Below are 20,127 nucleotides of genomic sequence, written 5' to 3'. Positions count from 1 at the left end.
GGAAGAGGTAAAGCTAACAGGCCGATTGATGCTACATCTGGCATGGTTTGCCTGCGTGGCATACCCGGTGGCCGTCACAGCATGGCAGAACCTGGTGCAAGGGAGGTTGCCAGAACGCCCCTGAAGGCCGCTCGTCAATAAAATAGTTGCACTAACTTATTCCATGCCCGGCAGGTCGAACCAGAAATAAAGCGCTTATCAATAACCTCCTGATAATTTTCCGGAGAAATTTATAGAACCTTTTCTCTTTGTCCTGGCTTACGCAAAAGTATTTGATTTTGAAATATTTTTATTCCTTCAGTGGCCTGGAATAACTGAATCCCGATCCCTTCCCAACCGCTCTCTGCCCGTCCGGGAAACTGGGCGATGGCATACATATTGCTGAATAGCCTTTGACGGTTATCAGTTTTTTGATTCCGGACAGCGGGAAGGGGTGGTAAATAATTCAGTGCACGTTGGCACCATTGCGGTGCTTTCTGATCATGCGGAGAGTTCGCAGGCCAGGTCTGGCTCGTCGCACTCCCCGGCAAGAATTGCCCCTTTCCGGATAACAATCAGGAGCAGCCAGAAAAAAGGGGCAGGGAGTGAATACCAACAGGAAATTGCTCAGCTATGCCATTGCGGTACTCGGTTGTGGCATGGGTATATCACCATCCATCGGGATTGCAGAGGAAATCGAGGAAGTGGCGGTAACCGGAACCCGCGGCCAGCCACGCACCGTGTCGGATTCACCAGTGCCAGTCGATGTATTCAATACCGAGACGATTGAGGCGGTTTCCTACACCGACACCAACGACATCCTGAAAACCCTTGTCCCGTCTTACAATGTCTCACGGCAGCCGATCAGTGACGGCGCCACCTTTATCCGGCCGGCCCAGTTGCGCGGTATGCCCACCGACAAGACCCTGGTGCTGGTGAACTCGAAGCGTCGTCACCGGGCGGCGCTGGTGACCATCGGCGGCTCGGGTACCCAGGCGCCGGACGTGGCCACCATTCCCAGTGCGGCGATCAAGACCGTGGAGGTGCTGCGGGACGGCGCTGCGGCACAGTATGGGTCTGATGCGATTGCCGGCGTGGTGAACTTTATCCTGAAAGACAATGCGGAGGGTGGCTCCTTCGGTGTCCAGGCAGGGGAGTATACCGAGGGGGATGGATTCCAGACCACCGCGACGGGCAATATCGGCATGCCACTGGGAAGCGATGGCTTCGTCAGTATCTCCACCGAGGTTTCAGAGTCCGAATTCACTTCCCGTTCCGAGCAATACTGTGAAAGCTGGTTCTGCCTGGACAAGAACAACCCGGTCTATGACAGCAGCGCCGGTTACGCCGAATTCACCGATAACGATGAGTTTATGGCCGCGGTCGCCAATGCCTCCCTTGAGGGTGATGTGGTGCAGCCCTGGGGGCAGCCCAATTCGGGGGCCTCGCGGGTATTTGTCAATGCCGGCTATGACCTGGGGGCTGGCCGGGAGCTGTATGCCTTCGGCAACTACTCGGCCAGTGAAGCCGACGGCAGCTTCTTCTACCGTTATCCCTACAACGGCACCATCGAGGACCTGCGTGAAGCCGATGGGTCTATTTATAATCCCCTGGAAATTTTCCCCGGCGGCTTTACGCCCCGCTTTACCGGTGAAGTCACCGACTATTCCGGTGTGGCCGGCCTGCGGGGCCTGTGGGCCAATGGCGTGAGCTATGATTTCAGTGCCCGCTATGGGTACAACGAAATCGACTACCTGCTGGAAAATACCATCAATCCGTCACTGGGGCCGGATACGCCCACAGCTTTTCGCCCGGGTATCCTCAGTAATGAGGAGATACAGCTGCAGGCAGATTTCTCCCGTGAGTTTGAGGTCGGCCTGGGCAGCCCGTTACTGGCCGCTGCCGGTTTCAGCTACATGGATGAAACCTATGATATCACCGGCGGCGACCCGGACTCCTTTGCCGCCGGACCCTATGCCACTCCCGACCCCTGGGGATTCTGTAACAGTGACGGCACTCCTACCGCTGCAGGCAGTGATACGATCGTCTCCGGGTCCAGCCTGGACTGTGCCAATCCGGATGACCCTGTGTATACCGTGGTGGGCGTGGGGTCCAATGGCTTTCCCGGTTATTCCCCCGAGTACTCGGGCAGCTACAGCCGCGATTCCTATGCGGTTTTTGCCGACATCAGCAGCGACGTCACCGAACGCCTGTTCCTGCAGGCCGCGGTCCGTTATGAGGACTACGCCGATTTCGACTCAGAGCTGGTGGGCAAGCTGGCAGCGCAATATGACCTGACGGAAAACATCGGCCTGCGGTCTTCAGTGGGCACCGGATTCCGTGCGCCGACACCGGGACAGCAGGGCACCACCAATGTCTCGACCCGTTTGCCGAACGGCTTCCCGGTGGCAACCGGACTCTTTCCCGCCGCGAGCCCGGTTGCTGCGGCCTTGGGTGCGGAGCCGCTGGAACCGGAGACCTCAAATAACTTTACCCTGGGCATGACAGCGGAGTTTGACCGGCTGAGTCTCACGCTGGATATGTACCGTATCGATGTGGATGACCGGACCTACGCCATCTCCACGCTGGATGTTTCCGCAGATACCGGTGCGGGAGATGCCTATGCTAATTATCTAGCGCTGGTAAATGCCAATGTGGTGGGAGCAGAGTCCATTGGCGGCGTGTTCTATTTCACCAACGCTTTCGGTACCCGCACCCAGGGCGTGGACCTGGTGGCCACCTATCCGCTGGAGTGGTCGGATGGCAGCATGACCACACTGACCGCTTCCGCCAACTATAACCAGACGGAATTCACCTCGGACCCCGGTGCCTACCTGAACGAAGAGGACGAGTTTGATTTTGAAAACCTGAATCCGGAGCTGCGCGGGGTTCTCACTGCCGTGCACGATATGGGAGATTTCGGGCTGATGGCCCGGGCCAACTGGTATGGTTCCTACGAGAACTATAATGCCGGTGAAGTGCAGGAATTCTCGCCGCTGGTCATGCTGGACCTCGAAGGCAAATATCGCTTTAGTGAGGCCATCAGCCTGGCGATGGGTGGCAGGAACATACTCGATGAGTATCCGGAGAAAGACGAGATCGGGGATTACTGCTGCGGCCGGCTCTACTCCTCGGGCACAGTGGTCGACTGGCAGGGTGCCTTCTATTACCTGCGTATGAATTACACCTTCTGACCGGCGTATTTAACGCGCCCATATTCTGTTCAATTGTGAGCGTCTGCTTGTCCCCGCCACAGCGGGGACTTTTTTACCCTGATTTTATGGCTGGGTTGGCTAGTGTCCGGGGCATAAAAAGCCAGCCTCACGGCTGGCGTCGATGGAGCGAAACTGCGCACTGTAAAGCGCGTAGTGACTCGTTACGAGCTCATGCGATCCAGTACCCGGGGCAGGGCTGCGGTGTATTGCTCCACATCCTCCAGGTAGCCCATGCTGACCCGCGACCAGTTGGTGTAGTCACGGTAGATGCCGCGAATCAGTACTTTTTCCTTCTCCATTTCCTGGCGGAAGGTCTCGGCATTGAGGTCTCCAAGGTTTACGAACATAAAATTGGTGACCGAAGGCAATGTGCTGAGTCCTTGTGCAGCTACTGCTTCACTGACCATCTCACGAGCCTGTCGAATCTTGTCCCGGGAAAAATCCATAAATTCCTGGTCTTCGTAGCTGGCGATCGCCGCTGCCAGCCCGGCCTGGTTCAGCCCATACCAGCCGATGCCGTAGCGCCGCATCTCCTCGATGCGGCCTGGCGGTGCGATCAGGTAGCCCACGCGCATGCCGGCGAGACCGTAGATCTTGGAGAAGGTGCGCGCAACGATGACATCGTGGCCCGCCTTAACCAGTGGGATCATGCTGTTGCCGTCCGGGTTATCGGTAAGCTCGTTGTAGGCCTCGTCGGCGAGAACGGTACACTTCTTCGAGGCCCTGATGCAGAAATCACGCATTTTGCCCGGGTCGAGCAGCATCCCTGTGGGGTTATTCGGGTTGGTCACCTGCACCATGGAAATGCTGTCATCGATGGCGGCGTACATGGCGTCCAGGTCGATCTGCAAGGACTCGAGTTTGGGCAGGCGCCTGATCTTTCCGAGCTCCTGGATTTCCACGACCCGCGCGGTGGTATCCCAGAACAGGTCGGGGCCCAGGATATTACCCTTTTGCCCGGCCACGATGGCTGCCGCCACCAGGCCGGCACTGGAACCGGAGCCCAGGGTGACGTAGTCGGGAGTCAGCCCGTGGCGTTCCGCGATCATGGACTTCAGGTGCATGACACTGTCGTTGACGTAATAGGCGCCCTTCTGTGCCGCCGCCATCATGGCCTTCATTGCTTTCGGGCTGGGACCATAGGGGTTTTCATTGGCATTGAGCTTGGCGATTCCCTCTGCCGGTCCATATATAGGTTGTGGACGTGGCTTTTCCGCCGCTACGGCCCGGGGAATGCCAGCGGTGGCCGCCGCAGAAATTGCTGCAGCGGCACCGCCCAGGAATAATCGCCTGCTGATATTGTGCGTCATTATTATATCCTCATGGTTGTGGCCGCCTCAGAGGGCGCCCGTGGTCTTGGCGAACATAGAAATGGAGACAATAACCAGGTACACGCCGAACAGGCGCTTCAGGTGTAGCTCATTCATGCTGTGGGCCATACGCGCGCCGATTGGCGCGGAAATAACGGAGAACAGGGATATGGCCAGCAGGGCGGGAATATTGATATAGCCCACCGAGCCAAACGGCAGGCCCGTTTCACCCAGGCCCATCAACATAAAGCCGATCGCGCCTGGCAGGCCGATCAGGAAGCCGATCCCGGAAGCCGTTGCCACGGCCTGGTGCACCGGCCTGTCGCACAGCACCATGGTCATCACCGTAATGGTGCCCCCGCCGATACCCAGTAGGGAGGAAAAGCCGCCAAGGAAGCTCGCCAGTGAGGCGCGGGCGATACCGGTGGGCATGCTCAACTTGCCGTTCAGGCGGTCGAAAAGGTTCGGGAACAGGAAATAAATGGAATAGACCAGCACGCCGCCGGCAAAGACAAAGACCAGGCTGGTGCTGTCCGTATAGGAGGCAATGACCAGCCCGCCCGCCACACCCAGCAATATCCAGAGTGACCAGTCCCGCAGCACCTGGAAGTCCACTGCGCCCCGGCGCCGGTGTGCCTGGACTGCGCGGGCTGAGGAGATCACGATCGATGCCAGCGAGGTTCCGACTGCCACCCGCATGATTTCATGCGAGCTGTTGGGAAGGAAGGGAAACACCGCCAGCAGAGCCGGCACTACCACAAAGCCGCCACCATTGCCGAAGAGGCCTGCCGTGATCCCGGCTATCAGTCCGGCCAGGCAAAGCAACAGGATAAAAAGCGACACTTCCTCGATGCTCATCGAATTCCCTGTTCATTTTTATTCCAGCAGGGGATGCGAAGCATGAAGTGTGCCAAGGGGCAGTTGGAGGGCCTGCAGGCGTTGAAAGGAGGCCGGGTATGCGGGGCGAGCTCTTTGTTCAGCCGCGTATGAAGCGGGATTTCCTCACCCAGTGATCACCACGATAACGGCGGGTTGGGGCCGGGCTCTTCTTGGCCCAGAAAAAATCGCGGTTGAACTGGAATTCGACTTCATAACCCTCGGCCAGTGCGGCCAGGGGCATGGCCTTCCAACTGGCATGGCGGCGCTTGCTGGTGGCCTCAAGCAGGTACTCGCGACCCTCAACGATGGCCACCACCCAGGCATGCCCCTGTCCCTTGTGGGTGCCCATGGCGACCCGGGCGTCCACGCCCAGGTTGATCAGCCAGTCAGCAAGCAGTATGGCGTGGTCCTCGCAGTCACCGCGGGGCTGGTAATAGGCCTGGCGCGAGGTCTGCCAGATATCGGACAGTCCGGCATACTGCAGGTGGTCATACTGGTACTGCTTGCGGGTGGCGAGACTGTAGAGTGGCACCCACAGCTTGTCGGTTTCGAACGGCTGGAAGCCCACCAGGTAGCTGTTGGCGAAATGATGCTTGCTGTCCAGCCCCCGCGCGGAGGCTGTCACGTTGGAGAAGCCCTGCCAGTTCCAGATGGAAACATAAGCGCTTTCGGCCTCTGTGCGCCTGGCCACCATTTTCTGGATAAGTGCTTCGGTAATGGGCTGGCTACTGCCAGTGACGCGGACCTGGCCGCGCTGAGAGTCCCGCTGGTTCCCACCCTCTTCCAGCGAGAGCTGGTAGTGTAGCTCCGGGTCTACCGGCGGCTCGCGCACATCCCGTTCAGCTCGCACAAGCAGTTCCGGCAGCACCATTGCGGTTGCGATCAGTAGGATCGGAAGCCAGCTGCGCATGACTAGCCCTTGAGGCCAAAAGAAATAATCAGGGCGACAAAAATAAGGATGGTGGAGGCAAAGATGGCCACGGCTATATTGCCATTCTTGAGTTCGCCCTCGATATCCACGTGCTTGAGCAGTTTCTTGTCGATGGCGAGCAAGGCAATGATGCCAATGAACAGCGCCAGCAGTGTGTAGAGCAGGTTAATGCCGAGGTTAAAAAGGGTGGCAGTCAGAAATTCCAGTTCCATCTTGGGTGTAACATCCCGTAATTGTTTCGAGCGTGAATTAAATCATATAATCCACCGCGCTTCATCCTGGGGCGCTTGAAATAAAGCCGGTATATACCGGTTAAACCAGCCGGATATTTGCCGGCATTTATAATCGTTGATTTTCAGGGAATTGGGGGAAAGATGATGCGGCCGATTATGATCGCTCTTGGCCTGCTCGGGGCACTGTTGCTGACAGCCTGTGGGGACCGGGTGGAGGTGCCACCGGCACATGTGGGCAAGATCCTGACCAAGAATGGTTACAAGCCAGAAACAGTACCACCATCCAAGTTTCGCCTGGATCCGTGTTTCTTCTACTGCGACAAGCTGGTTACCCTGGCGATTGCCGATTTTGGCCATAAAGAGCGCTTCAAGCTGTTCATGCCCAAGGACCAGCTCAACATGAGCTTCGATATTCGCATGACCGGGGCCATCAGCCGGGAAAATATTGACAATATTTTCGATCGTATCCCACCGGTACAGGACAATATCGCCGTCAATAACGTCTACAACACTTATGCCCAGCCGGTAATCCGTGATGTGGTGCGTCGTGTGGTCGCCAAGTACTCGATCAATGAAATCGCCTCCAGCCGGGAGGCGCTGAGCCAGGAATTATTCTCCGAGGTCAGTGATGCCCTCAAGGGCACACCCATCCAGGTCAAGCGCCTGGGCCTGGCGGACGTGCAGTTCCCCAAGGTGATCACCGAGGCCAAGGAGCGCGCGGCCGAGCGGCGTGAATTGATTGAACAGGAAAAAGCCCAGTTTGAAATCCAGAAAATCCAGATGGAGCGCGACCTGGAGCGGGAGAAAATGAACCGGGCCATCGCCCGGGAAAAGGCCATTGGCCAGAAAGAGGTGAATGACCTGCTGGCCAAGTCGGTCACAGACAAGTACCTGGCCTACCGGACCCTGGAAGTGCTGGACAAAATGGCGGAGTCCGAGAACAAAGTATTCCTGCCGGTTGAAGCCCTGGGCACCATTGGCCTGCAGCAGGCAGTCTTCAATGACCAGGTGCGCCAGACTGCCCGGCGCGATCGCTGAAACAGTATTTATAAAACGGGAGTAGTTGGTATGCAGTACAACTCACAGATTTCCAACTGGCTGGTATCCGTGCTTGGTGGGCTTGCGACCTGGGCGGTCGTGCTGGCCATTGTGATTCTTCTGCTGGCGATCATTGCGCGGATACGCATTGCCGGGCCCGGTAACTGGCAGCGCCTGCTCTACGACCGGTCCTTTATTATCCGGGTGCTATCGCTGGGTTTCGGTGTCTGGGTACTGGCGGGCTTCAGCAGCAATGCGCCCAAGCTCTCCCTGGATCCGGACTATTCCGCCGAGCAGGAAGCCATCCGTGCGCAGCTGGAGGCGGGTGCCGGGGACGTGGAAAGCGTGGCACCGGAAAAGGATTCCGCCGAAGAGTCCAGCGCCCGGCTGCAGCAGTTGCGTGAGGAGCAGCGCGAGGCGGTGCTGGAGGAAGATTGACAGTTTCCGACAGGCCCGCTGCATATGCAGCAGGACAGCAATAAAAAAGGGGGCCATGGGCCCCCTTTTTCACCTGTGAGTAAAGCTACGGCTTAGCGATTCTTCGGGCCACCGCCCTTGCCGCCGCCGTTGCCGCCGCCACCGCCACCGGAGCCGCCGTCACCGGGGTTGGTACCGGTACAGGCGTTCGCCGCCAGGTAGTCGAACGCGGCCTTGGCCTGCACCAGGCCGTAGCCGTAGGCGTTGTCGCGACCCGCATCGCCCAGGTCTTCCGCTGTGGCATTCATCGCCGCGCGGATTTCACCCGGTGCACAGTTGGGGTAGTGGCTCCAGACCAGGCCAGCGACACCAGCTACGTGCGGGGTGGCCATGGAGGTACCATTGAAGTAGGCGTAATCACCCGGCTCTACAGTGACTGTAGCCGCAGTGCCCAGCTGCCCCATCAGTGCAGCGCCATCGGTGTCGGAGATGCCGACAGAAGGAATGCTGGTTACCACCTCGCCCATGGTGCCGTACAGCATGCCGGGCTCGTTGTTATAGATGATGGCACCTACGCCTCCACCAGCCTCACAGTTGAGGACTTTGTCGGCAAAGCTGATGTTACCGCGTGAAATCAGGCAGATCTCACCGGCGGCATCGGTACAGGCGGATTCACCCAGGCCGCAATCGACCAGTGAGCCTGCAGCGCTATCCAGCGGGCTGCCTTCCATACCGGCAGAGTCAACTGCGTTGCCGCCGACAGTGACAGAGCTGACAACTGCGCTGCCCACGGGTACAGAGGAAAGCACGTCGACGCCCGGGCCGGCCAGTTCCACCTGGTCAGTCTGCTGGGAGAAGTCGGCGATCACTTTGTCGCTGTCGATGGCGGCAATGGACATGACCGAGTCGTAGGAGGCCGGGTAGGAGTGGCGGGTGTTGCCATCGTTACCGGCTGCGGCGATGGAGAGGACGCCACGGTTGGCGTACAGGTCGGCAAATGCCTGGTCCTCGGTGCGGGACTTCAGCGTGCCACCCAGGCTCATGTTGATCACGTTCGCACCATTATCGGCACAGGTGTCAGCTGCCGCGACCAGCGAGGAGGAGTAGCCCCAGCCATCCGCGTTGAATACCTTGACGATATGCAGCTTGACGTTGCCGTTCGGCATTACGCCCACGACGCCGGTGCTGTTATTGATGGCGGCAATGGTGCCGGCAACGTGGGTGCCGTGGCTGTTCTGGTCTTCGTACCAGTTTCCGGTGCCGGAGTCATTCGTGCCGGTGACCATATTACCGGACAGGTCTTCATGGGAGATGTCGTAGCCAGAGTCGATGATACAGACAGTGCTGTTACCAGCCATGTCATCGGCGACCATATCGGCCTGCACCATGGGAATGCCAAACGGCACTTCCTGGGCCATCAGCCAGCGCTTGGCGTCTTTTTCTACGTACTCCACATTGGGGTTGTTCTGCATGGCCTGCAGGGCCTTGTCGGACAGCATCGCGGCTACCGCGTTGCGCTTGTCCAGCGCCAGGGCGGTACGGCCGCCGGCCTTGTTCAGTTGCGCCTTCGCTTCAGCGCTCTTGCCTGCCTTGAACTTGATGATATAGCGGTCTTCGGCGGCACCCGCCTGTGCGGCGACGCTTGTGGCGACGGCACTGGCGAGCAGTGTGGGTAGGATCTTCTTCATGAATCGAGCTCCAGATGGGCTGCTGTTTTCTTATCGTGTAATCACTCTGTCCGGTGCCGGGACCACTGTACTGCGTTGCTCAGGATGACTGGCACGCGTGAGCAGAGACTTGGAAAAGTAGCAGCTCGGGGTTGTGCGGCAATGGAATTGTTTCGCTTATGTGAAGCGACTACCAAAACTGATAATTGGCGCCTTGTTTGCCGTCGAATTCATACGGGATAGGGGCCCTGAACCGTCTAGGAGGTGTCAGCCCTTGAATTTAGTTAGTACAGACGTACGCGTCTATTGGGCAGTAAATCAAATATGATTTGTTAGTCGCAGATGGTACAAATGCACAGCTTGTCGCATTTGTACGGTAGTGACTGGTACATTCGGTGCCAGCAATGGGCGCGATAAAAAAAGCCCCTCGGTGAGGGGCTTTCGTTAAAGAGCGTCAATCCGGTGCGGCTTACTGCCCGCCGGCTGCCGCTGCGGCGACGGGCTTGCCATCCACATCCAGTTCGGCGATGGGACCAATTCCCAGGGCCTCGATGCCCGGGCGAATTTTTTCCTGGTCGCCTACCACCACCCAGATAAACTGGTCCGGTTTGATGGTCTGGCGGGCCAGCGTATTGATGCTGTCCAGCTCGATATTGCGAATCTGCTCCGCATAGCCGTCCATATAATCCAGTGGCCGGCCGTATTTCAGCATCTTGGCCACCTGCATGGTGACCGCATTGATGGTCTCAAAGCGTCCGGGCAGTTCGTTGATCCGCTTGTCCTTCAGCTTCTGCAGCTCGTCAGCCTGCGCGGGCTCGTCACTGACATAGGCCCGCAACTCCTTGCGCAGTTCCGCCAGTGACTCGCTGGTCTTGTCGGTCTGTACCGGGGCATAGACCATCATCGGCTGCTGGCCCTTGGCGCCGGAGAAGAAGGAGTAAGCCCCGTAGGCCCAGTGTTTTTCCTCGCGCAGGTTCATATTGATCCGCGCCGTGAAGGTGCCGCCGAGGATGTCGTTCATCATATGCAGCGCCTCCCGCTCGGGAATGCTCTCGGAGGGTGCCAGCAGGCCGCCGATAATCATCGACTGCTCGGAACCGGGCTTGTCGATCAGGTAGACGCGGGACTGCTCGGGATGGTCCACCTGCGCCAGGTTCTTCTGCGGCAGGGGGGATTCCGGGGCGCGCCAGTCGGCAAAGTTGCTTTCCAGCTTTTCCGTCAGTGCCTCCATGGTGATATCGCCGACCACGACCATGGTGGCGTTATCGGGACGGATCCAGGTCTGGTGGTGCTGGACCAGGTCCTCACGGGTCAGTGACTCGATGGACTCCTCGGTACCGCTACCGGTGAGCGGGACGCTGTATGCGTGTCCGTCCCCGTACAGCAATGGCGGCAGGGTGCGCAGTGCCATCTGTACCGGCTGGGTCTTTTCCTGCTTGATCATCGCCAGCCAGCGACCGCGCTTGCGTTCGACCTCTTCCTCGTCGAAGGCGGGACGCATTACCACATCAGCAAACAGGGAAACCGATTCATCCAGGGTATTGGTCAGGGCATCGAGACCCACGTTGGAACTGTCGATACTGGTATTGGCGTAGATCCGCGCCCCCAGGATTTCCTGTCGTGCGCTCAGCTCCAGGGCGCTGAGTTCAGTAGTGCCCTCTTTCAGCATCGACATGGTGTAACCGGCCGTGCCGGCCTTCTTGCCCTGGTCGGCGGCGTAGCCGGCGTCGAACATCAGGTGCATATTCACCACGGGCGTGGTGTGACGCTCGGCCAGCACCACTTTCAGGCCGTTGGAGAGTTCAGTGGTCTGCAATTCGGGGAAGGGTACCGAGGGGAACTCGCCGGTGTCCGGCAGCCTGGAGCGATCCACGTCCTGCTCCGCCACTTTGTAATCCGGGAAGGGGTGCACCTCCAGGTTGTAGTCGCCGCTGCTGAGCCACTCCTGCGCAGCAGATTTCACGGCCGCCGGGGTCAACTGTTGTTTCTCGTCAATGGCCTTGAGCAACGCATTGGGATCATCCAGGTAGAGCTCGCCGCGCGCCAGAATTACGCCCTTGCCGGACCAGCCGCCCACCTGCTCAAGGTCCCGCGCAGCACCGGCGTACTCCGACATATTCACCCGGGCCAGCTCCTCGGCAGTGGGTCCCTCTGCGAGGAAGGTATTCAGCTCTTCCTCGATGGCTGCCTCGACTTTTTCCAGGTCGACACCGGGCTTGGCATCTGCGACCACCTGAAAAACGGATGCCAGCTCAAACTCATAAAAATTGATATCGACACTGGTGGCGATCTGGTCGGTATAGACCAGGCGCTTGTACAGGCGGGAGTTCTTGCCATCGCCCAGCACAGCCGCGGCCAGCGACAGTGCGTTGGTGTCTTCGTGCCCCATGTAGGGTGCGTTCCAGACTTTGTAGAGACGCGACTGCGCCACACGGTCGTACATGGTCTCGCGCTTGGACTGGTCGCGCTTGGCAATCCAGGCATCTTTCTTGGCCAGCGGCGGCCCGGCCGGGATATGGCCGAAGTACTTGCTGGCTTTTTTCTTCGCGGTTTCCACATCAATATCACCAGCCAGTACCAGCACGGTATTGGCAGCGCCATAGTACTGCTTGAACCATTCATGCACGTCTTCCAGTGAAGCGGCATTCAGGTCTTCCATGGAGCCGATGGTGGTCCAGGAGTAGGGGTGGCCCTCGGGGAAAATCGCCTTCTGCATATATTCCCAGACCTTGCCGTAGGGCTGGTTCTGTCCCTGGCGTTTCTCGTTCTGTACTACGCCGCGCTGTTCGTCCAGTTTTTCCTGGGTGATCACGCCCAGCAGGTGGCCCATGCGGTCGGATTCCATCCACAGGGCCATGTCCAATGCGTTGGACGGCACTGTTTCAAAATAATTGGTGCGGTCGAGCCAGGTGGTGCCGTTCATACCCGTGGCACCGGCTTTCTCGAACGGCTTGAAGAATTCGTCGTTGTAGTTTTCCGAGCCGTTGAACATCAGGTGCTCGAACAGGTGGGCAAAACCGGTGCGACCGGGCTTTTCATCCTTGGAACCGACGTGATACCAGACTCCCACTGACACGATCGGTGCCTTGCGATCCTCATGCACGATTACCCGCAGGCCATTGGGCAGGGTAAATTTTTCGTGGGAGATGCGCAGGGATTCGGTGGAGATCGAAGGGGTGGTAACGGGAGTGTCAGACGGGGCGGAAGTGCTTTTGGCTACTTGCGACTGGGGCTGCCCGGGATCGCCGCAGGCTGCCAGTGCCAGTGTCAGCACCGCCGGCACCCAGAGGGGCCGTACAATCTTCATATCGGTTCCTTTTTTATTAGCTATTGGTTCCGGGAGCGCGAGCCGCTGCGGCCGATTACCGACAAACGCTGTCCAGCCAGGCGGGTGAATAAATCGGGCCTGGAGTGGCACTTTCGTGCAGCTTGAAGGGGCGCCAGGGACTTGCCTCCCGACCACCTTTATACAAAGTGCGGCCGGGCGTGGCAAACAGGCGCAGGCGAGGGGCTGGTGATCAGTAGGCGTTGCGGATCAGGTCGATGCCGGGCTGGATCGCGCGGCGCCAGGCACCGTCGATAGCCGGGGTATGTTCCGGGTCGTGGCGGGCCACAGTGGCCAGCAGTGCATCCAGCCAGACCGAGTAGAGCTCGGGGCGAATGTTGTAGCCGGAACGGGAGTGGCTGTCGCCGAGCGCACGCAGCTTGGTGTCGGGCATGCCCCGGGCCACGAGGATCAGCTGCATGATGCCGTTGCGCAGCAGGTGGCGCTGCTGGGGCATGTCGGTGTCACGGAACATCGCCCGGATATCGTCGGAACTGCCCATAAACCGATCATAAAAATCGACAAAGAACTGCGGGTTGTTGCAGCAGCGCCCATAGCTCTGGAAAACGATATCGCTGTCGGGTGTGTCCATCCGTAAATCCCCCGGGTCATTAAAAGTCGCCCGCCTCATGCCGGGCGGCGCGATTCTATACCCAACGGTAAATTTCGGGAAGCGCGATACGTCGCGACGGGATGCTTGCGTCAATGCCTGGCTGCGGCCTCCAGAGGTAGGAGTGCGTCGTAGATGGCCTCGACCACACCACCGTATTTCCCGGTGGTGAAGCCGTCGCCGGCAAAACGGTTGGAGTTGTTTTCCGGATCCGGCAGGCGCGAGTGCTTCTTGTTGGTCAGCAGCACAATGCCCAGGTTGTACTGCGGGTCGATCACGGTGAGGGTGCCGGTCCACCCGGTATGGCCGTAGGCCTGGCCACTGGCACCGTTGCCGAACATCCACGTCATGCCGTCTGTCCCGTTGCGGCGCCATCCCAGGCCGTAACCTGGGTCGAGTGGCGACGGCGCGGTAAAGCTGGCGATCACGGCTTCGTCAAACAGGCAGGTATCGCCATAGCCGCCGCCGTTCAGCATCACCTGCAGCAGCACGGCCAGGTCCGCAGCGGTGGAGAAGAGCCCCGCGTGGCCGGATACCCCGGCCATGGAATAAAAGGCTTTCTCGTCGTGCACCTCCCCCTGCAGGGTATGGGTGCGGATATTGGGAAAGTCGATCACCCCGTCGCGGGTATTCCCCAGCAGCTCGGTCGCCGCGAAGTCGTCGGGCACGAACCCCTTCTCCAGCGGCGCAAAGCGCGTGCGCTTGAGCCCCAGTGGCCGGTAGAAAGTGTCCTCCACGTAAGTATCCAGGGGTTGCCCGGTGATGCGCTCGATTACCAGGCCCAGCAGCATATAGTCGGTATCGCTGTAGACGGTCCGGGAGCCCGGTTTGTAGCGCAGTGGTGCCAGGGGGATAAAGCCGAGCGTCTTGTCCCGCTCCTGGGAGAACAGTTCCCCGGATACCGCAGGGTTGTGGAACTGCGGGTCGGGCGCAAAGCCTGCCGTATGGTGCAGCAGGTCCGCTACGCGCAGCCCGGCCTTGCCGGTCACCGGGTCCCCCTCGCGGTCGGCGAATTCGGGGACATAGCGGCGCACCGGGGCTTCCAGGTCCAGCCGGCCCTCGCTCACCAGCCGCTGCAGGGCGAAATTGGTGGCATACATCTTGGTGTTTGAGGCCAGGTCGAACATGGTATCGGCCCGGACTTTCTCGAACTTGTCCAGGGGCCTGTGCCCTTCGAACTTCCTGCGGTAGCCATAATGGGACTGCTTTACGACGCGGCCGTCCCGGATCACCACCAGCGCGGCGCCGGGAAAGCCCGCGGCAATATCGGCCTCGATCAGGCGGTCCACCGCGGCCAGCCCGGCGGTGGAGAAGCCGGCCTCTTCCGGTGTCGCGGCCCGCTCCAGGGTCGGGTAGTCACAGGCGGCCGTTGATGCCGTGACGGGTAATGCCAGCAGTACGGCCAGCCCGGCGGTAATAAAGGCGGCCGTGACGAGGCGGGCTCGCTGGGGGGATAGAAGCATGGGCAGGCCTCGGCTATTGGTACCGGGTCGCTCAGGGGCGCCCGGGATAAATTATTCTTGTGGCTTGGAATTCTGGTAATACTGAGTCGCCGCTGCGAGGGCGTCAAGATGGGCAGCCGCTCAGCCCGCGCTGTCCTCGTCCTGCAGTGCAACAGAGAAGTCGCCGCCCGGGTCTACTGCTACAGAGATCGAGATCGGTCGGCAGCAGACCTGGCAGTCCTCGATATAGGACTGCGAGCCGGCAGACAGGTCCAGCAGCAGGGTGATGGGTTCGCCACAATAAGGGCAGCTGGCGTCATATTCCTGCAGCGCTTCCATCAGCGTCCCTCCGGCAGGTAGCGTGACACCCAGGCGGCCAGGGTCTCCGCCACGTAGTCGGCGTCTTCCTTGCGGGTCAGCAGGTGGTCGGCGTCATCCAGGCTGATAAAGCTCTTGGGGTGCATGGCCCGGTTGTAGATATCCGCCGCTTCGTCGATGGGCACGGTGCTGTCGCGGGGGGAATGGTAGATCAGCAGGGGGCGCCCCAGCTCGTGGATATAGTCCGGTTCGTGGTTTTCCAGGTCGTCGAGGAACTGTTTCTTGATGGTGAATGGCCGCCCGGCCAGGTCCACCTCCGCCTGGCCCCTGGTCTCGATCACGTCCAGGGCACAGGCAAACTGCTTGATCACATGGTCCGGCTCCGCCGGGGCGGCGATGGTGACCACGGCCCGGGCCTCCTCGATATCACCGGCGGCCGCCAATACCGCCGCGCCACCCAGGCTGTGGCCGATCAGCAGGTCTACCGGGTGATGCTCCCGGTGCAGGAACTCGGCAGCACTGAGCAGGTCGCGGATATTGGAGCTGAAGTTGGTATCGGCGAAGTTGCCCCCGCTGTCCCCCAGTCCGGTGAAATCGAATCGCAGCACGGCGCAGCCCAGGTCCGCCAGCCGCCGGGCAATGCGCGAGGCCGCCAGCACGTCCTTGCCGCAGGTGAAGCAGTGCGCGAACAGGGCCCAGGCCCGCGGGTGGCCCTCCTCGGGCAGCTCCATGATGCCGGCCAGGGGGTTGCCGTTGCCGCCCGGGAAGGTAACTTTCTGCCGCTTTGCCATACTGGATCTCCGTCGCCTGGCTGGTCATTACTGTGTCCATAGTATGAACTGGGCCCGGCCGGGGGCAATCTCAGGGCGAAACGGGCGATTTTGACAGCGTTATCAGGCGCGCAGCGGTCGGCACCGGAGCCCGGCTGTTGATATAATCCGCGCCCACTTTTCTATCTCACCGCAACATTTCACAAAACAGCAGAGGGGATTGGCGATGGCGGTCAAACTGATGTCGGATCTGGACCTGGCGGGCAAGCGTGTGCTGATTCGCGAGGACCTGAACGTACCGGTCAAGGGGGGCGAGGTGACCTCGGACGCGCGCATCCGCGCGGCCCTGCCCACCATCAAGGCCGCTGTCGACGCCGGCGCCAAAGTGCTGCTGATGTCCCACCTGGGCCGTCCCAGTGAAGGCGAGTACGCCGATGAGTTCTCCCTGGCCCCGGTGGCCGCCCACCTGGGCAAGCTGCTGGGCCGTGAGGTGCCGGTCATCAGGGACTGGCGCGACGGGGTCGAGCTGGGCGCGGGCGACGTGGCCCTGCTGGAGAATGTGCGCTTCAACGAGGGCGAGAAGAAGGACGACCCGGAGCTGGCCAAAGCCTATGCGGGCCTGTGCGACATCTTCGTGATGGACGCCTTCGGCACCGCCCACCGCGCCCAGGCCTCCACCCACGGGGTGGCCCGCTTTGCGCCGGTGGCCTGCGCCGGCCCCCTGCTGGCCGCGGAGCTGGATGCGCTGGAGAAGGCCCTCGCCAAGCCGGCCCGTCCGATGGTGGCGATCGTGGGCGGCTCCAAGGTTTCCACCAAACTGAGCGTGCTGGAGACCCTGTCCGAGAAGGTCGACCAGCTGATCGTGGGTGGTGGTATCGCCAACACCTTCCTCGCCGCCAGCGGCAAGCCGGTGGGCAAGTCCCTGTGCGAGCACGACCTGGTGGATACCGCCAGCGCGCTGATGGAGAAATGCGAAATTCCCCTGCCCACGGATGTGGTGACCGGCAAGGAGTTCAGCGAGTCCGCCGCTGCCGAGACCAAGTCCGCGGATGAAGTTGCCGCCGACGACATGATCTTCGATATCGGCCCCGACTCCTCCGCCAGGCTGGCAGAGATCCTGCAGGATGCCAAAACCATCATCTGGAACGGCCCGGTGGGGGTGTTCGAGTTCGACCAGTTCGGCGGCGGCACCGAGCGCCTGTCGAAGGCGATTGCCGAGAGCGATGCCTTCTCCATCGCCGGCGGCGGCGACACCCTGGCGGCGGTAGACAAGTACGGTATTGCCGACAAGGTCTCCTATATTTCCACCGGCGGTGGCGCCTTCCTCGAGTATGTGGAAGGCAAGACCCTGCCGGCAGTGGCGATCCTGGAAGAGCGCGCCGCTGAATAATTTGTTTGGAAACCGGGTCGAACAGCTCGACCCGGTGAGTTTCCGAGTGTTACCCCGGCGCAGATCGGGGAACCATTTACAGAGATGTCAAAACAAAACCAAAGGTACTTTCCATGGCACTGATTAGCTTGCGCCAAATGCTGGACCACGCCGCCGAGCATGGTTACGGCGTGCCGGCGTATAACGTCAATAACCTCGAGCAGATGCGCGCGATCATGGAGGCGGCGAAAGAAACCGACTCCCCGGTGATCGTGCAGGCCTCTGCCGGCGCGCGCAAATACGCCGGCGCCCCCTTCCTGCGCCACCTGATCCTGGCGGCGATCGAGGAATTCCCGGAAATCCCGGTGGTGATGCACCAGGACCACGGCACCAGCCCGGCCGTATGCCAGCGCTCCATCCAGCTGGGCTTCAGCTCGGTGATGATGGACGGTTCGCTGCAGGAAGACGGCAAGACCCCGGCTTCCTACGAGTACAACGTCGACGTCACCCGCCGCGCGGTGGAAATGGCGCACGCCTGCGGCGTATCCGTCGAGGGTGAACTGGGCTGCCTGGGCTCCCTGGAAACCGGCATGGCCGGTGAGGAAGACGGCATCGGTGCCGAGGGCAAGCTGTCCCACGACCAGCTGCTGACCGACCCGGAAGAGGCTGCCGACTTCGTCAAGAAGACCCAGGTGGATGCCCTGGCCATTGCCTGCGGTACCAGCCACGGTGCCTACAAGTTCACCCGCCCGCCCACCGGCGACATCCTGGCCATCGACCGCATCAAGGAAATCCACGCGCGTATCCCTGACACGCACCTGGTGATGCACGGTTCCTCCTCTGTACCGCAGGAGTGGCTGAAGGTCATCAACGAGTTCGGCGGCGAGATCCCGGAAACCTACGGCGTGCCCGTAGAGCAGATCTGCGAGGGCATCAAGCACGGTGTGCGCAAGGTGAATATCGACACCGACCTGCGCCTGGCTTCCACCGGTGCAGTGCGCCGTTTCCTGGCCGAGAACCCGTCCGAGTTCGACCCGCGCAAATTCCTCAAGGCCAGCACCCAGGCCATGAAGGACATCTGCAAGGCGCGCTACGAGGCTTTCGGTACCGCCGGCAACGCCAGCAAGATCCGCCCGGTGAGCCTGGAGACCATGTACCAGCGCTACGAGGCCGGTGAGCTGGAGCCGAAGATCAAATAAACACCTGCGGGGCGGCACCAGCGGCCCCGTGGCAGTTCTTTTGATGCTGTGAATTCGCTTGCTGCGAAAGGAAAAGCCCGCGCTAATGTGCGGGCTTTTTTGATTTTACTGGGGGGATTGGGGTCACTTGTTAGGGCTGTATTGGCACCAGGCTCTCGATTATAGATGAACCAATTCCGTATTGAACGTCATTGCAATTACTTTGGTAACCAACCAGTAATATGTAGTTTCCGCTGATCATATTCCAGTTTGCATGGCATCGATCATCTAATTCAAATGGGATGAAGTAACCAGAGAATTGGCCTAATGAAACACTTTTTATCTCACGCTTATGATAGGTGTGAATCTCAATCATCCTTTCAAGTGTCTTTGGGTCTGGAGCATGCCCTAGATTTTCTACAAAAATAACGAGCTCAGTATCTAGTTCTGGATGTTTTATATGCACCGACGGTGTGTCGTCGTCAGCTACTACATACCATGGGTCTGATATTTCGATTCTTGCATTTGGGATCTCGACTTCCTTTCCAAAAACAAAAGATGAAAGCATTAGAAGAGCAATAGAAATTACCTTCTTCATAATTTTCCCTAACGTTGCGGTATCCGGCACTTGAGGGCGGCGGTCCTGAGCGGCAGCGAAGGTGCATCGCGGTCAAGCGTCCGTGTTGATCGCTGTGTTAGGCTCACCGTGGCGGTGAGCTCTTGAATGTCTTCTCTAACTCAGCGAGGACGTCTGATTCGGACATATCCCCGGCGACAAACTTGCCAAAGAGTTCTTCACCACGTTCATTCATGTTCATTCCGGACATAAGTCCGCTATGAATCTGGACTAGGTGAGGAATCACTGACTTGAGTGACTCTTCCAGAACCGCCCACCACTCCTGTTTCTCCCAAGTCTCCTCAGGCCGCTTCGGGCTATGTAAGTAATTGTTTGTGCGTCCGTAGCTCTCACTGAGCTTGTCCAGATCAGGAGTTACCACTACAGCATTCGGATACGGAAGAAACCGTGCAAACAAATTCATGAACCTCACTTTTTCGTAAAACTTCGGTTCCTCACGGAGAATTGCCTTCTTGAGGTCTTTGGCTGAATACAGGCGCTCGAGCTTGGCCGGTATATTTCCCGTTTTCGTCAGAACTAAGTATTCAAAGAGCGTTCGTTCGATACATATTCGTGTGTCAAGAGCGGCGTAGAGCAACAAGTGCAGATGACCCGACCGGTGGAACTCCTCAACATGGACGATGGCACGCTTGAGCGACTTCTCAACCTCGTAGGAAGCGTAGGAGATTTCCATGTGTTACCGTCCTCAGCCTAGCGCCCGCGGAGGCCCGAGGGTCCGGAGCTACCTGCTTGCGCTTGTATGGTGAAATCCCCCAAAAATTCGGTAAGGTGAGGCCCGTAACTTGCCACGAACAAGTTACCGGCGTGAC

17 protein-coding genes are annotated in these 20,127 nt (G+C 59.5%); 5 read left to right on the top strand and 12 right to left on the bottom strand.

What is annotated here, in order from left to right:
• The first annotated feature begins 584 nt into the window (after nt 1–584).
• Nucleotides 585–3,173, top strand: coding sequence for a TonB-dependent receptor plug domain-containing protein (locus LVD10_RS03630; RefSeq protein WP_237061897.1), 2,589 nt, complete (start codon nt 585–587; stop codon nt 3,171–3,173).
• Nucleotides 3,174–3,355: 182 nt separating this feature from the next.
• On the opposite strand, the gene LVD10_RS03625 is transcribed toward LVD10_RS03630, so the two are convergent.
• The 4 genes from LVD10_RS03625 to LVD10_RS03610 all read right to left on the bottom strand — a co-directional run bounded on the left by LVD10_RS03625 (nt 3,356) and on the right by LVD10_RS03610 (nt 6,526).
• Nucleotides 3,356–4,504, bottom strand: a complete 1,149-nt coding sequence (locus LVD10_RS03625; RefSeq protein WP_233006666.1) for a pyridoxal phosphate-dependent aminotransferase — start codon at nt 4,502–4,504, stop codon at nt 3,356–3,358.
• A 27-nt stretch (nt 4,505–4,531) separates the two neighbouring features.
• Nucleotides 4,532–5,362 carry a sulfite exporter TauE/SafE family protein gene (locus tag LVD10_RS03620; RefSeq protein WP_233006665.1) on the bottom strand — a complete coding sequence of 277 codons (831 nt, stop codon included), beginning with the start codon at nt 5,360–5,362 and terminating at the stop codon, nt 4,532–4,534.
• Between the two features lie 118 nt (nt 5,363–5,480).
• The gene (locus LVD10_RS03615; RefSeq protein ID WP_237061896.1) at nt 5,481–6,293 is read right to left on the bottom strand and encodes a transglutaminase domain-containing protein; all 813 of its coding nucleotides are present in this window, start codon (nt 6,291–6,293) and stop codon (nt 5,481–5,483) included.
• 2 nt (nt 6,294–6,295) lie between these two features.
• Nucleotides 6,296–6,526: a DUF350 domain-containing protein gene (locus LVD10_RS03610; protein ID WP_233006663.1), complete on the bottom strand. Its 231-nt coding sequence runs from the start codon at nt 6,524–6,526 to the stop codon at nt 6,296–6,298.
• A gap of 162 nt (nt 6,527–6,688) precedes the next feature.
• On the opposite strand from LVD10_RS03610, the gene LVD10_RS03605 reads away from it, so the two are divergent.
• Entirely contained in the window at nt 6,689–7,585 is an 897-nt protein-coding gene (locus LVD10_RS03605; RefSeq protein ID WP_233006662.1) for an SPFH domain-containing protein, read from the top strand.
• 30 nt (nt 7,586–7,615) lie between these two features.
• Nucleotides 7,616–8,023 (top strand): hypothetical protein, encoded by a 408-nt coding sequence (locus LVD10_RS03600; RefSeq protein WP_233006661.1) that lies wholly within the window; start codon nt 7,616–7,618, stop codon nt 8,021–8,023.
• 92 nt (nt 8,024–8,115) lie between these two features.
• Here LVD10_RS03600 and LVD10_RS03595 read toward each other — a convergent pair whose 3' ends face one another.
• From LVD10_RS03595 to LVD10_RS03570, 6 genes are all read right to left on the bottom strand, one after another.
• Nucleotides 8,116–9,690: a S8 family serine peptidase gene (locus tag LVD10_RS03595; protein ID WP_237061892.1), complete on the bottom strand. Its 1,575-nt coding sequence runs from the start codon at nt 9,688–9,690 to the stop codon at nt 8,116–8,118.
• A gap of 448 nt (nt 9,691–10,138) precedes the next feature.
• The gene (locus tag LVD10_RS03590) at nt 10,139–12,976 is read right to left on the bottom strand and encodes a M16 family metallopeptidase (protein ID WP_237061891.1); all 2,838 of its coding nucleotides are present in this window, start codon (nt 12,974–12,976) and stop codon (nt 10,139–10,141) included.
• A gap of 211 nt (nt 12,977–13,187) precedes the next feature.
• Nucleotides 13,188–13,586: a globin gene (locus tag LVD10_RS03585; RefSeq protein ID WP_233006658.1), complete on the bottom strand. Its 399-nt coding sequence runs from the start codon at nt 13,584–13,586 to the stop codon at nt 13,188–13,190.
• A gap of 110 nt (nt 13,587–13,696) precedes the next feature.
• A complete protein-coding gene (pbp4b, locus tag LVD10_RS03580) occupies nt 13,697–15,067 on the bottom strand; it encodes a penicillin binding protein PBP4B (RefSeq protein WP_255701173.1) in 1,371 nt (456 codons plus the stop codon).
• Nucleotides 15,068–15,187: 120 nt separating this feature from the next.
• Entirely contained in the window at nt 15,188–15,385 is a 198-nt protein-coding gene (locus LVD10_RS03575) for a CPXCG motif-containing cysteine-rich protein (protein ID WP_233006657.1), read from the bottom strand.
• On the bottom strand, nt 15,385–16,155 hold the full coding sequence (locus tag LVD10_RS03570; protein WP_233006656.1) for an alpha/beta hydrolase family protein: 771 nt from the start codon (nt 16,153–16,155) through the stop codon (nt 15,385–15,387). The genes LVD10_RS03575 and LVD10_RS03570 overlap by 1 nt, the downstream gene beginning before the upstream one ends.
• A 205-nt stretch (nt 16,156–16,360) precedes the next feature.
• Here LVD10_RS03570 and LVD10_RS03565 point away from each other — a divergent pair, with 205 nt between their 5' ends.
• Together LVD10_RS03565 and fba are read left to right on the top strand one after the other, a co-directional pair.
• Nucleotides 16,361–17,524 carry a phosphoglycerate kinase gene (locus LVD10_RS03565; RefSeq protein ID WP_237061889.1) on the top strand — a complete coding sequence of 388 codons (1,164 nt, stop codon included), beginning with the start codon at nt 16,361–16,363 and terminating at the stop codon, nt 17,522–17,524.
• 113 nt (nt 17,525–17,637) lie between these two features.
• Nucleotides 17,638–18,702, top strand: a complete 1,065-nt coding sequence (gene fba, locus LVD10_RS03560; protein WP_233006654.1) for a class II fructose-bisphosphate aldolase — start codon at nt 17,638–17,640, stop codon at nt 18,700–18,702.
• Between the two features lie 130 nt (nt 18,703–18,832).
• Here fba and LVD10_RS03555 read toward each other — a convergent pair whose 3' ends face one another.
• Both LVD10_RS03555 and LVD10_RS03550 read right to left on the bottom strand, forming a co-directional pair.
• Nucleotides 18,833–19,279 carry a hypothetical protein gene (locus LVD10_RS03555; RefSeq protein ID WP_237061887.1) on the bottom strand — a complete coding sequence of 149 codons (447 nt, stop codon included), beginning with the start codon at nt 19,277–19,279 and terminating at the stop codon, nt 18,833–18,835.
• Between the two features lie 103 nt (nt 19,280–19,382).
• The gene (locus tag LVD10_RS03550) at nt 19,383–19,991 is read right to left on the bottom strand and encodes a hypothetical protein (RefSeq protein ID WP_237061885.1); all 609 of its coding nucleotides are present in this window, start codon (nt 19,989–19,991) and stop codon (nt 19,383–19,385) included.
• Nucleotides 19,992–20,127 lie beyond the last annotated feature (136 nt).

The sequence above is a fragment of the Microbulbifer zhoushanensis genome, from assembly GCF_021729055.1.
Taxonomy (GTDB): Bacteria; Pseudomonadota; Gammaproteobacteria; order Pseudomonadales; family Cellvibrionaceae; genus Microbulbifer; species Microbulbifer zhoushanensis.
This window is presented reverse-complemented; position numbering and strand designations above follow the sequence as displayed.

Excerpts from the sequence above, each read along its gene's own strand:
- LVD10_RS03625 (WP_233006666.1), bottom strand. The coding sequence starts at position 4,504 with ATGACGCACAATATCAGCAGGCGATTATTCCTGGGCGGTGCCGCTGCA.
- LVD10_RS03620 (WP_233006665.1), bottom strand. The coding sequence starts at position 5,362 with ATGAGCATCGAGGAAGTGTCGCTTTTTATCCTGTTGCTTTGCCTGGCC.
- LVD10_RS03615 (WP_237061896.1), bottom strand. The coding sequence starts at position 6,293 with ATGCGCAGCTGGCTTCCGATCCTACTGATCGCAACCGCAATGGTGCTG.
- LVD10_RS03610 (WP_233006663.1), bottom strand. The coding sequence starts at position 6,526 with ATGGAACTGGAATTTCTGACTGCCACCCTTTTTAACCTCGGCATTAAC.
- LVD10_RS03605 (WP_233006662.1), top strand. The coding sequence starts at position 6,689 with ATGATGCGGCCGATTATGATCGCTCTTGGCCTGCTCGGGGCACTGTTG.
- LVD10_RS03600 (WP_233006661.1), top strand. The coding sequence starts at position 7,616 with ATGCAGTACAACTCACAGATTTCCAACTGGCTGGTATCCGTGCTTGGT.
- LVD10_RS03595 (WP_237061892.1), bottom strand. The coding sequence starts at position 9,690 with ATGAAGAAGATCCTACCCACACTGCTCGCCAGTGCCGTCGCCACAAGC.
- LVD10_RS03590 (WP_237061891.1), bottom strand. The coding sequence starts at position 12,976 with ATGAAGATTGTACGGCCCCTCTGGGTGCCGGCGGTGCTGACACTGGCA.
- LVD10_RS03585 (WP_233006658.1), bottom strand. The coding sequence starts at position 13,586 with ATGGACACACCCGACAGCGATATCGTTTTCCAGAGCTATGGGCGCTGC.
- pbp4b (WP_255701173.1), bottom strand. The coding sequence starts at position 15,067 with ATGCTTCTATCCCCCCAGCGAGCCCGCCTCGTCACGGCCGCCTTTATT.
- LVD10_RS03575 (WP_233006657.1), bottom strand. The coding sequence starts at position 15,385 with ATGGAAGCGCTGCAGGAATATGACGCCAGCTGCCCTTATTGTGGCGAA.
- LVD10_RS03570 (WP_233006656.1), bottom strand. The coding sequence starts at position 16,155 with ATGGCAAAGCGGCAGAAAGTTACCTTCCCGGGCGGCAACGGCAACCCC.
- LVD10_RS03565 (WP_237061889.1), top strand. The coding sequence starts at position 16,361 with ATGGCGGTCAAACTGATGTCGGATCTGGACCTGGCGGGCAAGCGTGTG.
- fba (WP_233006654.1), top strand. The coding sequence starts at position 17,638 with ATGGCACTGATTAGCTTGCGCCAAATGCTGGACCACGCCGCCGAGCAT.
- LVD10_RS03555 (WP_237061887.1), bottom strand. The coding sequence starts at position 19,279 with ATGAAGAAGGTAATTTCTATTGCTCTTCTAATGCTTTCATCTTTTGTT.
- LVD10_RS03550 (WP_237061885.1), bottom strand. The coding sequence starts at position 19,991 with ATGGAAATCTCCTACGCTTCCTACGAGGTTGAGAAGTCGCTCAAGCGT.